A 12,138-nucleotide genomic window follows, 5' to 3' on the forward strand; every position below is an offset into this window, starting at 1 on the left:
TACCAGTACCGTCAGCCGTCGAGCGCGTCGACGGAGCCGCCGCCGACGAACTGCCTGACCAGTCGCCCCTCCGCTTTCTGGAGGTGGTTCGAAGCGGTACTCGTCGCACAGCCGAGTCGCTCGGCCACGTCCGCGACGTTCCCGGAACGGGGGACCTCGTAGTAGCCGACGTCGAGGGCCGCGCGCACGGCCTCGCGCTGTCGCGACGTGAGATTGTCGGCCGGCGCGCCCGGTTGCACGTCGTACTCGCCGACCTCCGAGACATGCGCCGAAATTTCATCGGGAAGCCTGTCGAGTACCTGCTCCAGGTCCGCGGGCTCGCCGACCACGTCGAAATCGACGACGCCGTGGGGCCGATACGCGAGTGGCGGGACCACGACCAGCGATGGCCGGGCGAACGCCGCCCGGAAGCGCTTGAAAATCTCCAGTTCGCGCTCGCGAACGTACGCGTAGAACGTGCCGTCGTGGACGGGCGTGATGTCGTAGTCGATGGTCTGCTCCGCGGCGGCGATCTCCCGTTCGTATCGCTCGCGGTCGCCGATGAGGTAAAACAGCGTCCTGAGCACGTCGCCCTCGTCCTGCAGGTTCCACGTGACGAGCCAACTGCGCTCGATGTCGTCGCTGTCCGTCAGCAGTCGCTGCATCGGATGCTGGTACGCCCGCTCGTAGCGAATCCGCAGGTGGAGGTACTTCACGACTCGGTCACCGTCCGCCTATAATTTAAACGCACTAGTGCGTCCGACAGCACGACTATTCGCCAGTGGCGACGAGCGACAGGTGTTCATGAGCAGCGACCGGCAGAACGCGGTCGGCGGCCGAATCGGTAGTCAGAGACCCAGAAACGAGAACGCGGACAGCCGCCACAACGGCAGGCTCCGGGAGGTGTTCGGGTCTTCGCCGTTCGTGCTCACGAAATTCGACGCGTTCATGGACTGGGTTCGCGGGTCGTCCATGTTCATCCTCCAGTTCGGCATCGCCTGCTGTACCATCGAGATGATGAGCGCGCTCGGCCCGAAACACGATCTCGACCGCTTCGCGGCCGGCGTTCCGCGGGCCTCGCCGCGCCAGGCGGACCTGCTGGTCGTCCCCGGGACCATCGTGACGAAGTTCGCTCCGCGAATGAAACGCGTCTACGACCAGATGCCGGAGCCGAAGTTCGTCGTCAGCATGGGCTCGTGTACCATCTCGGGCGGGCCGTTTCAGGAAGGATACAACGTCATCAAGGGCGCGGAGCAGATTATCCCGGTCGACATCCACGTCCCGGGCTGTCCGCCGCGTCCCGAGGCCCTCGTCTACGGCATCGCCAAGCTGCAGGAGCGGATCGCACACGGCGAGTCCTCGCCCGTCACCGTCGAGCCGTACGAACTACGGCAGTTCGGCGACCTGAAGCGCGACGAACTGGTCGAAACGCTCGCCGACGAGATCGACGAGGACACGCTCGTCATGCGCTACGACCGGGCCGCACCGACGGAGGCGTGAGCGGGTCTGTTCGACGGAGCGTACTGACCTCGATTCGACCGCCGACGACTCACGCGCCGTCGAGGCGAACCCGACGGGCGCTCTCGATGGCGATTTCCGCGTGTTCGCGTTCGGCGGGCGCGACGGAGAACGCCGCGCGGTCGAAGGCCTCGACGACGGTCTCGATAGCGTCGACCTCGCTCTCGTCGAAGTCGCGCTCGCGACACCACTCCACGAGTTCCCAGTGGGTGGCGTTCTCCCGGAGGCCCCAGTTCTCGGTCAGCTCGTCGTGGATCGCCTCGTAGGCGAGCGTGATCGCCGTCTCGAACTCATCGTCGGCCATCGCCGCCTCGATTCGGTCTCCGACGGTTCGGGAACGAGACGCGTTCGAGTCGGTGACGGCCGCTTGGTCCGACACTTCGGCGGGGTCCGACACGACCGTCACGTCCGAGCGCTCTGCCACCGCTCCGTAGGGGTTCCCGAGGACGCCCGAATAATCGGTCGATTCCGCGCCTTCCGAGCCCTCTCGGGGCTCCGCACCCCTTGGTTCGCTGGTAGTCGACGCGTCAGCGGACACCTGCGAGATGTCGGTCACGACGGACACGTCCGACTGTATTGATTCGTCAGCGCGTCCCTCGCCCGCACTCGGCGTCGAATCTCCAGTGGCATCGGCCGTCGACTCGTCGACCGGTTCGCTGGCTGTCGTCTCGGTCGTGGTCGCACTCGCGCTCGCGTCGGACTCCGCGGAGGTGTCCGAGAACAGCCCCAGTCGACGGACGGTGATATCGAGGACCAGCAGCCCCAGCCCGGTCAACAGCGCCGCGATGACCGGAATCGTCAGCCGGGCTCGTAGCTGGGCGACGAGTGCTGTCACGCTCCCGAGCGGTCCATCAGCGGAATCCGGAGCCGCCGCGCCACCGCCGGCGATCGGAACCGTCGCCGAGGCGTTCGACGTCCCGAGGTTCGAGGACGCCGCGGCGTACCGCGCGGTGACGGTCGCCGAATCGGTGTCGGCCGGGACATCCTCTGTCGAGAGGCGAGCGCGGAAGGTCCCGTTTCGGCCGGTGGCGACGACGGTCTCTGCCCCGCCGTCGAGTGTGACCTGGATCGGTTGATTTCGGACGGCACGTCCGTTTTCGGTGGCGAGTCGCCCGGTCGCGACGACCGCCCCGTTCTCGGCCGTCGCGTCGGCCGACAGCGTCGATGGTCGTCGCTCGACCGTCACCGGCACGGTCGCGCTACGGCCGGCGATGGCCCGGTCCTCGTAGGGAATCACGGCCACAATCGAGCGCTCGCCGGCGGGCACGTCGGCCGGCAGGCGAATCGACGTGCTCACGGTTCCCTCAGTTCCGGTCAACACCCGTTTGAACAGCGTCCCGTTGATACGGAGTTCGACTGGGACGGACGCGACACCGGTCCCGTCGGCCGTCACCGCGGTCCGCACCGTCAGTTGATCGCCGTAGCCGACGCTCGCGGGCGACCGCTCGACCGTGAGCGTGGGCGTCGTCTGCTGTACCTCGGCGGTGAACGTCGCGGTGGCACCGCGGTACGGAGACGACTGGGCGGGAACGTAGGCGACTTCGACCGGCTGGCTTCCGAGACGGGTAGATTGCGGGCGGTACTCGAACGCGAAGCTCCCGTTGGCCGCCGTCGTGACGAGCCGAGAGCGGTTCTCGAAACGCAGTCGGATCTGTCGGTTCGCCACGGGCGCGCCGTCTGTCGTTTGGAGCGTCCCGCGGACTGTCCCGGGGTTCGCGTACGACACAGGTCCGGTCGGGCCCTGGACGGCGAGCGTGGTGTCGGTTGGCGTCGCCGTCTGGGCCTGGCTCCCGGTCAGGACCGCGGGAGCGGCCGACGCCGGGACCGCTCCGGCGACCAGGAACAGCCCCAGGACGACCGCTCCGACGCGGAGCGACTGCAGTCTGTCCACACATCATATCGGCCCGTCGCGGTTATATCCGTTGTGTTGTCAGGTCAATCAGCCAAGGACTCGTCGCCAGCGGTCACTGGCGTCGGAGCCGTCGAGCGCTCTCGACGGCCGTTTCGGCCCGTTCGGAGTCGATCGAGGCCGGCGAGAACGCCGCGAGTTCGAACGCCTCGACGACGGTCCTAATCGCGTCGACGCGACTGTCGTCGGTGCCATTTCGCCGGTAGTGGTCCAGGAGCTCCCAGTGGGTCGCCGTCTCCAGTGCCTCGTCGTCCGCCGCGAGGTCGGCCTTGAGCGATCCATAGGCGGCCACAACCGCCGCGTCGTACTCCTCCCGGTCGAGGTAGGCGTCGATCTGCTCCTCGGAGCTGGGTCTGGGGACAGTTACCTCCGGGTGACCGTCCGAGACGTCGAAACCGTTCGTCGCCGAGACAGCCTGAGACGACGACTCGTCGGCACGTTGGTCCGGGAGCACGTCGAAGCGAGCCGTGACGACCCAGACGCCCGCGAGCATCACGACGCCGACGAGCCCCAGAAGCACCCAGAGGTAGCCACCGCCCCCGACCCCGATGGGAACCGAGGAGCCGTCGGCCCCGAACAACACCGACAGGAGTCCTTCGAGTACGCTCCGCGGAGCGCCCACGTCCGCCGCGCCGCCACCGCTCGACCGAAGAGTGACCGTGGCCGTCGCGTTCGCGTCTCCCAGGTTCGACGACGGCTCGTCGTACGCGGCGCGCACCGTCGCGGTGGCAGCGCTCGCAGTGACATTGGTCAGCCGCGTCTCGAACGTTCCGTTTCCGTCGGTCTCGACGACCCGACCGTCACCGCCAGCGACGCGAACGCGGACCGGTCGGTTCGCCACGGGTCGGCCGTCCGCAGTCAGCAACCGACCGCGAGCGACGACGCCGTCGCCCGCCGCCGACGCGTTCAGCGAGAGCCTCGTCACAGACCGTGCGACCACGAGGCGCTCAGAGGCGTTGACGCCCGCGACGGCCCGGTCCCGATACGGGATTCGAGCCGTGACAGCACGCGCACCGTCGTCCACCGTCGCCGGCAATCGTACCGACGACGCGACGCTGCCGTTGGGGCCCGTGGTGACCCGGTCGAGCGACTCGTCATCGACGACTATCTCGACCGGAACGCCGTCGACAGGGGTTCCGTCTACCGTCACCGCAGCCGACGCCGAGAGCTGGTCGCCGTAACTGACGCTGGCCGGCGACCGCTCGACTGTGATGGAGGGCGTCACCTGCTGCACCTCGACGGTGAATCGGTCGCTATCGGTCAGGTACACCGACTCGGGAGACGGGAGGTACGCGACCGCTATCGACTGCTCACCGACCCGTGCCGAGCGTGGCCGATACACAGTCTCGAACGCGCCGTCGGCGTCCGTCGTGACGTTCCGCGTCCGGTTTCCGACCCGGAGTTCGACCGTTCGGTCCGCAAGCGCCGACCCGTTCTCCATCTGAATCCGACCGATGATTGTCGCAGGTTCGGTGAACGACGCCGTCGGGGACGCGGCGCGAACGGTAATGATCGTGCCAACCAGCGTCTCCTCCCGTACGGTCGCCTGTAGTGACGTGACGTTCGCCGTCGTCTCGTTGACGAGCGTCTGACTCCGGTCGAACGAGACGGCCGTCGCGTTCTCGAGTTGGACGTAGTTCTGATTCAATCGCTGACTCTGGTTCGAGACGTTCGCCGCAGTTCGCTCCATCTCGCGGGCGAGACGGCGGGCACGCCGCTCGTCGCCAGCCTCGCGGGCGTCCTGATACCGGTCGTACTGCGTTCGGTATCGCTCCACGCCGTCGACGAACGCCCGCTGGTTTTCGCGAGCGGCCGAGAACTCCCTAGCAGACGCGTCGTCGGCCTCGGTCCCCGTCTCCCCCGCCACGTCGACGTACTGTTCAAGCCGTCGGTCGTAGTCATCACCGAGCAGGTCCCGCGCCCGCTCGTACTGTCCCTGCGACAGCGAGACCGTCCCGTTCTCATGCCGGCCAGCGAGGCGTCGAGCCAGCCACGTGGACGTCTCGTCCGCGTACTCCTCGTCGGTCACCTCGGCCGGGTTCTCCTGTTGCGTGTCGTTCCCGTCCGTCGGCGTCGCCGTCGGCTGGGTCTGTGCGGCGGCGGCGCTTTGCACTGCCGCCGCGCCCCCCGCGCCAACCGCGAGACACAGCAACGCCAGGGCTCCGACCGCGGCCCACGACTGTCTCAGTGACACACCGAATCATTCAGTCTGTCTGATAAAATGCGTTCGGTTAGGTCAGATGAGACAACATGGCCTTCCAGGGTCCGCCAACAGTCGGCTGTTTTATTACTGTCGCTGAATGACACTATCCAAATGGCTGACGACACGGCGTGGGCGCTGCTCGTTCCGCGACAGCTCCGCCGGCTGCCTGCCGACCTCACAGCGATCATTGGTCTGGTCGTGCTGACGAACCTCGCCGCACTGGCTCCGCTGGTGTCCGCATCCCCCGCCCGGGACGTTCTCGGACTCGTCTTCGTGCTGTTCGTCCCCGGCTACGCCTTCGTCGCCGCACTGTTTCCGGAACGCGGCGAGGGCACGGCGACCGGCACCGACGGCGACGCGCTAGACCAGCGAAACACTGGCATCGACGGCATCGAACGCGTCGCGCTCTCGTTCGGCCTCAGCATCGCGCTCGTTCCGCTAGTCGTCTTGATATTGAACTTCACGCCGTGGGGGATCCGCCTCGTCCCAATCCTCGTCTCGCTGAGCGGGCTAACGCTCGCGCTGACCGCCGTGGGAACCGTCCGCCGGTGGGAACTACCCGAGGCAGAGCGCTTTCGCGTCCCGTATCGGACGTGGATCCGTTCCGGCCGCGAGGGACTCTTCTCGCCCTCCTCGCGGGCCGACGCCGCGCTGAACGTGCTGCTGGTTTTCAGTATCTTGCTCGCGGTCGGAAGTGTTGGATTCGCCGTCGCCGTTCCCAAGGACGGTGAACGCTTCAGCGAGTTCTACCTGCTAACTGAGGGCGAGGACGGAGAACTGGTCGCCGATGACTATCCGACGGCGTTTCAGCAGGGTGAGAGTCAGTCGGTAGTGGTCGGGATCGGCAATCAGGAGCACGAACGGATGGACTATACCGTCGTCGTCCAACTCCAGCGCGTCGAGCGCGCCGGCAACGAGACGCGCGTTCGGGAGCGGTCGGAATTGCGGCGGTTCCAGCCGACCCTTGGACACAACGAGACGTGGCATCGCCAGCACCAGATAACGCCACAGATGACCGGCGACGGAGTACGGTTACAGTATCTGCTGTACCGCGGCGCTGCCCCGTCGACTGTGAATCAATCAAGCGCGTATCGAGAGACGCACCTGTGGGTGAACGTGACCGAATAGAACTGCTGCCTTCTGTGATGTGTCCCGATATCGTCACCACGTCCGGTCGATAGCGCACCGATAGGCGGTCTCCGCTCGGTCGGCGACCGCGTCCCAGTCGTATCGCTGGGCGCGTTCGGTTGGATCGGCCGGCGGGCGTTCGCCATCTAACGCTCTGTCGAGTGATCTTGCCAGCGAATCGTCAGTCGCATCCACGAGGTAGCCCGCATCACCGATGACTTCGTCTGCAGCCGAATCAGGATGTTCAGCCGCGATGACCGTGCAGTCGGCGGCCATCGCTTCTGCGAACGTGATGCCGAAGCCCTCCCGAGTGCTCGGCGAAGCGAACACGCTAGCGGCACGCATGTGGCCGAGGACGTCCTCGTAGTCGTCGAGAAATCCGAGAAAGGTTACGCGTTCTGAGTGGATCAGCGACTCTCGCTTGGATTCGAGTCTGTCGCGTTCCGGCCCGTCCCCGATGATACCCAGCGTCGCGTCGTGTTCGTCGGCGACGGCATCGAACGCATCGAGGAGGAGGTCGACGTTCTTGTGTTCGATGATTCGACCCGCAAAGAGGACATCGTAACCCCGGTCAGGGAGCGGGACGTTCTGAATCTGCTCGACGTCGATACCGTTCGGGACGATCTCGATATCGTCTCGCGTGGGACCGATATCGCCGAGACGGTCCGCTGTGATGGTGGAGATCGCTACCGGGTGTTGTGGCGTTCGCGCGGTGACACGTTCCGCCAATTTCCCGAACGGGGCCAGATGGCCGAGATACTCTGTCCAGTACTCGCCCCAGACCTCGTGCCAGGTAGTGACCAGTGGCGTGTCGGTTCCGAGACTAGCGAGTTTCGAGGAGAGGACCGGGAAATACGGGAACACGCTCGCGACGACGACGTCGTGTTTGTCGCGGCGGAGCGCACCGCGAAGCGACGGGAGCGCACGGACCGCGAAGTCTATCGCCTCCGTGATGGAACGGCGCTCTCCGTCGTAGAGCTCTCGCTCCGGCGCGACTGCTCGCAGCGACATCCCCTCGTGAGTGATCTGCGTCGGGCCGTCCCAGAAGTGTCGACCATAGATGGTGACATCGTGGCCCGCAGCGGCGAGACGGGTTCCGATCTCGTGGATTCGCTTCTCGGCCCCGCCGGTGACGAACGGATAGACGACATTCGAGACGAACGCCACGCGCATCACGCCTGAAATCCTGCCGACGAAATAATACTGTTTCGGAAGTTCGCACTCGCTGTCACGACCCGGGCCGGTGAACGCCGCCTGTTCGCCGCTGTCGTTCGTCTACGTCACCCGCCGCGTTCTAGCGGTAACGAGCGCCGACTCAGACTGACGCTTCCGCAAGAGACAAACCAACTGGCCGAGACGTTCACCTCGATGACAGCTTTGCCGCGGAACGTGATCCTCCTCTCGTTCGATGCGCTCCGCGCAGACCATCTGGGATGTTACGGTTACGAACGGGACACGTCACCGAATCTCGATCAATTGGCCGAAGTAAGCACGCTGTTTCGCAACGCGTACAGCGCGAGTTCACACACGCGAGAGGCCGTTCCGGCCCTCCTCACAGGCGAGTATCCCGACGTCGCAATCGACGATGGATTCCGGCTTGCGACGGACACGGTAGCGTCGATGCTGGCCGAGGCCGGCTTTGCCACCGCCGGATTTCACTCGAACCCATTCGTCTCGCGTGCCTACGGGTTCGATACGGGATTCGACGAGTTCGACGACGATCTCCACTTCGGGAAAAACAAGTTCGTCGCGCTCGCTCAGCGGGCGCTCGACAAACTTCGGAATCGGCACTACGCCCGCGCGACAGAGATCAACGAGCGGTCGCTCTCGTGGCTGGATTCGCTCGACGGGGAGCCGTTTTTCCTCTGGAACCATTACATGGACACCCATGGACCCTACGAGCCGCCGAGCGAGTACAGAACGATGTACGCAGAGCGGGAGATCTCAGATCGAAAGGCGCAGTCGCTGTATCAGCGAGCGATCAAGAGTCCCGAGTCGATTACGGACGAGGAACGGCGGCTGTTGATCGACCTTTACGACGCGGAGATCGCGTACAACGACGACCGAGTCGGGGCGTTTCTCGATGCCCTCCGTGACCGTGGCGTGCTGTCGGACTCGCTGCTGATCGTCACCGCGGACCACGGGGATGCGTTCGGCGAACACGGCTACTACGAGCACCCGAGGTATCTCCACGACGAGATCACGCACGTTCCGATGCTCGTCCGGCCGCCGGAGGGTGGTGACGGACTGGTCGACGTACCGGCGAGTACGCTCGATATCGCTGCAACGGTCGCTGACGTGATCGAACACGGCGGGGATCTCCCCGGCCGATCGCTGCTCGGCGCGCCGTGGGACGAGCGAACCGTGTTCCTTCAGGCCCGGGGAGAAGGCGACGACAGCCATCTCCGACGCTACTCGTTGCGGACGAGCGAGCACGCCTGTTTCTGCGAGCGGAACGTAGAGACCGACGCCCTAGAGTTCGAGGACTGCAGGGATCGCGAACTACGAGGCGAACTGGAGGCACACATCGAGGAACGGATCCGTCGAGAGGGCGGCGAGGGCGGATCGGAGACTGAATCCGTCGACGACGAAATCGAGCGGCGTCTGAGTGCGCTCGGCTACAAGGAGTAACGATGCAAATCGCGATGCTACAAGACGACTGGTGGCCGCGAACCGGCGGTGGTCCGGTCCACGTCAAAGAATTGTCCGTGGCGCTCGCAACCGAGTACGGCCACGAGGTCGATGTCTACACACGCGCGCTCCGGAAAGACGGTCAACGGTACGACCGTACGGAACGGTTCGCCGACGGAAGCGTAACGCTCCACCGCATCGGACCGTGTACCGAGTACTGGAACTCCGTCGGGCGCGTTACGTCGATGGTCACGCCCGTGCCGGAACTGTTCTCACGGGAGTACGATATCGTTCACGGACACACGTTCCTGCCCGCTCTGCCCACGAGACTTGGAGGGGCCCTGACCGATGCGGCGACAGTCTTCACCGTTCACGGGACCGCTCTCACGTCGGGAGTCGGCCGAGACACGTCGCAGCTAGCGGCGGTCAAGCGCCGTATCGAACGCGCATTCGTTCTCGGATTCGACTACGATCACGTCATCTCTGTCAACAACGAACACGTCGGGTTGCTGTCCGAGCACCACTCTGACGTGACTTGCATCCCCAACGGCGTCGACCTGGAACGCTTCGCCGTCGACGTCGACCGCGGTACTGACATCCTCTTTCTGGGTCGACTGGCACCGAAAAAGCGCGTCTCTGACCTGATACGGGCATTCGCAAAGATCGAAACGGAGGTTCCAGAGAGTGATCTCGTCGTCGTAGGAACGGGGCCCGAAAGCGAACACCTCAGGGACCTGGCGACGGAACTGGGCGTCGACGATCGCGTCTCGTTCGAGGGGCGCGTCTCCGATGACGCGGTCCCGCGCTATTACGCTACCGCAGGCGTGTTCGCGCTCCCATCTGTCTGGGAAGGGCATCCACTCACGCTGCTAGAGGCGTGGGCCGCCAGCGCACCGGTCGTCGCCTCGGCTGTCGAGGGTATCGAAGAGTTCGTTGACCACGGAGAAACGGGGTATCTCGTCCCGCCGAAGTCGCCAGCGGAACTCGCAGATGCGCTCAGATACGCCCTGAAGAACCGTGACGAAGCGACGAGATGGGGACAGAACGCACGAGACCTAGTGGAGTCCGACTACTCGTGGGAGGGCGTCGCCGAGCGAACCGACGCGCTCTACCGTGACGTCGCCTGATCACTCCATGTATCCGAGGTCCGCCAGTCTGTCTTCGACCTCGTCTGTCGTTCCCGTGTCGGATCCGGCCATCGTTCGATAGTCGCCCGCACGTTCGTCCCAGTCGAGTTCGTCGCCCGCTTCGAATGGGCCCAGAACTGTTCCGTCTCGTTGACTGTCTACCGGAAGCCCTAGCGCTGCCGCAACGGTCGGCGCAATATCGTAAATCGACGCGGTACCGGGCCGGTCCACTCCGAGGTCTCTGTTCGAGATGAGGATTCCATCCGGTTTGTGATTCTTGTGTTCGTTCCGCCGGAACGTATCGACGACGGAACCGCTCACGTCGTACGTGTAGTCCCGGGGGACGAGTACGACGTCCGGCGCAGCCTCTAGATTCTCGCCCTCGTAGACCTCCTCTCGAGGGAGGACGTCATCGAAGACGAGATTCCCATCGGGGTCCCGGACTCCAGAGAGATCTCGAATAAGTTCGGATCTGACCGACTCGTAATCTTCCTGTGGGACCTGCCCGCTCGGCTCACGGCCGTCCACGTTGAGGTGGATACCGAGGCTATTGAACAGCAGTTGATAGGCCACAGAGTCTTCGTAGTCGACGACGTGATTCTGGGCCGCGACGAGCGCTTCTTCGGGGAGTACCCGCTCTACGACCGAGTCGAGTCCGACAGCCCCGAGCCCGCGGTGGAGTTGCCGCGGTGAGAGCCCGACTGCGGAGAGGGCCGAGGTGGTCGTTCCGATCAGTGTTGCGATGCCACTGGTCTCACCGTCTCCGCGCTCTCCCTTGAGTTCGTCTTTCGCCTGTCGGAAGTACTGTTCCTCCCCGGTGGTCGTCTCACAGTAGCCGTTCTCGGCCAGCCAAGAGTTGACGTAGAACGTCCACTCGTAATCACCCATTCCGTGGTCCGAGGCGACGAACACGTGCGGGTCCTCATCGCCAAGATCGACGATGTCACCGACGAACTCGTCGACGTTCTCGAGGACCTGTCTGATCGCGTCCCGATCGTCTAAATCGTGAAAGATCGAGTCCGTGACCTGGAACTGAACTGCGAGGAGGTCCCAGTCGTAGCGTTCGTCGAGAAATTGCGCCATGTCACGGCGGTGTCTGGCAACGCGTGTGTACTCAGTAACTGGATCTTCGTCAGTCCCATAGGAGGGGTAGACCTCGTACTCACCGTATTCAGCCTCGTACTCGTCACGGAGTTCCGATGGGTGGAACTCCGCGTCTTCGGTGGCCAAATAGCCTGGGACGACGGCCCCGTGTTCCAGTTCCGGAGCGGGGTGGGTAACGGGATAGTTGATAACGAGCGATGTGTACCCCGCCGAGTCGGCCATCTCGAAGAGGTACGGCGCGGCGACAGTTCCGCGGTCGATTAGCTCCTTGTCGTATCCGTCGCTCGTGAAGAAGTCGAATACCCCATGTTTTCCTGGGTTACGACCACTGAGGAACGAGGGCCAAGCGCAAGGGGTCCACGGGGGAGACGTGCTTTCTAATTTGCTCTTCGTTCCCGTTCGAATTACCTCGTGAAGGTTCGCTAGATTCTCTTCTCGTATCCACGGTGAAATCTCGGAAAATCCAAGACCATCTACTCCGAGTAGTATGACGTTCTGGGACACAGGTTTATTCGGAATGACTATTTGTCTGACTATCT

The 12,138-nt window shown here is 64.4% G+C and carries 9 protein-coding genes; 4 read left to right on the plus strand and 5 right to left on the minus strand.

What is annotated here, in order from left to right:
* Nucleotides 1-11: 11 nt before the first annotated feature.
* Nucleotides 12-695 (minus strand): helix-turn-helix domain-containing protein, encoded by a 684-nt coding sequence (locus tag GM656_RS12635; protein ID WP_241692762.1) that lies wholly within the window; start codon nt 693-695, stop codon nt 12-14.
* An 88-nt stretch (nt 696-783) separates the two neighbouring features.
* On the opposite strand from GM656_RS12635, the gene GM656_RS12640 reads away from it, so the two are divergent.
* Nucleotides 784-1,479, plus strand: a complete 696-nt coding sequence (locus GM656_RS12640; RefSeq protein ID WP_162414038.1) for an NADH-quinone oxidoreductase subunit B — start codon at nt 784-786, stop codon at nt 1,477-1,479.
* A gap of 49 nt (nt 1,480-1,528) precedes the next feature.
* On the opposite strand, the gene GM656_RS12645 is transcribed toward GM656_RS12640, so the two are convergent.
* Both GM656_RS12645 and GM656_RS12650 read right to left on the minus strand, forming a co-directional pair.
* Nucleotides 1,529-3,388 carry a hypothetical protein gene (locus GM656_RS12645; protein ID WP_162414039.1) on the minus strand — a complete coding sequence of 620 codons (1,860 nt, stop codon included), beginning with the start codon at nt 3,386-3,388 and terminating at the stop codon, nt 1,529-1,531.
* A gap of 73 nt (nt 3,389-3,461) precedes the next feature.
* A complete protein-coding gene (locus GM656_RS12650; protein ID WP_241692763.1) occupies nt 3,462-5,600 on the minus strand; it encodes a hypothetical protein in 2,139 nt (712 codons plus the stop codon).
* Nucleotides 5,601-5,720: 120 nt separating this feature from the next.
* Between GM656_RS12650 and GM656_RS12655 the strand changes: the two genes are divergently transcribed.
* The gene (locus GM656_RS12655; RefSeq protein ID WP_162414040.1) at nt 5,721-6,737 is read left to right on the plus strand and encodes a DUF1616 domain-containing protein; all 1,017 of its coding nucleotides are present in this window, start codon (nt 5,721-5,723) and stop codon (nt 6,735-6,737) included.
* 33 nt (nt 6,738-6,770) lie between these two features.
* On the opposite strand, the gene GM656_RS12660 is transcribed toward GM656_RS12655, so the two are convergent.
* Complete coding sequence (locus GM656_RS12660) at nt 6,771-7,910, minus strand: glycosyltransferase family 4 protein (RefSeq protein WP_162414041.1); 1,140 nt, start codon at nt 7,908-7,910, stop codon at nt 6,771-6,773.
* Nucleotides 7,911-8,105: 195 nt separating this feature from the next.
* On the opposite strand from GM656_RS12660, the gene GM656_RS12665 reads away from it, so the two are divergent.
* Both GM656_RS12665 and GM656_RS12670 read left to right on the plus strand, forming a co-directional pair.
* Nucleotides 8,106-9,368, plus strand: coding sequence for a sulfatase (locus tag GM656_RS12665; protein WP_162414042.1), 1,263 nt, complete (start codon nt 8,106-8,108; stop codon nt 9,366-9,368).
* A gap of 14 nt (nt 9,369-9,382) precedes the next feature.
* The gene (locus tag GM656_RS12670; RefSeq protein ID WP_241692774.1) at nt 9,383-10,495 is read left to right on the plus strand and encodes a glycosyltransferase family 4 protein; all 1,113 of its coding nucleotides are present in this window, start codon (nt 9,383-9,385) and stop codon (nt 10,493-10,495) included.
* Here the strand turns inward: GM656_RS12670 and GM656_RS12675 are convergent, their stop codons facing one another.
* A complete protein-coding gene (locus GM656_RS12675) occupies nt 10,496-12,103 on the minus strand; it encodes an alkaline phosphatase family protein (RefSeq protein WP_162414044.1) in 1,608 nt (535 codons plus the stop codon).
* Nucleotides 12,104-12,138 lie beyond the last annotated feature (35 nt).

This window comes from Haloarcula salina, from assembly GCF_010119195.1.
Taxonomy (GTDB): Archaea; Halobacteriota; Halobacteria; order Halobacteriales; family Haloarculaceae; genus Haloarcula; species Haloarcula salina.

Coding starts and splice junctions, on each gene's coding strand:
- GM656_RS12660 (WP_162414041.1), bottom strand. CDS start 7,910: ATGCGCGTGGCGTTCGTCTCGAATGTCGTCTATCCGTTCGTCACCGGC.
- GM656_RS12665 (WP_162414042.1), top strand. CDS start 8,106: ATGACAGCTTTGCCGCGGAACGTGATCCTCCTCTCGTTCGATGCGCTC.
- GM656_RS12670 (WP_241692774.1), top strand. CDS start 9,383: ATGCTACAAGACGACTGGTGGCCGCGAACCGGCGGTGGTCCGGTCCAC.
- GM656_RS12655 (WP_162414040.1), top strand. CDS start 5,721: ATGGCTGACGACACGGCGTGGGCGCTGCTCGTTCCGCGACAGCTCCGC.
- GM656_RS12640 (WP_162414038.1), top strand. CDS start 784: ATGAGCAGCGACCGGCAGAACGCGGTCGGCGGCCGAATCGGTAGTCAG.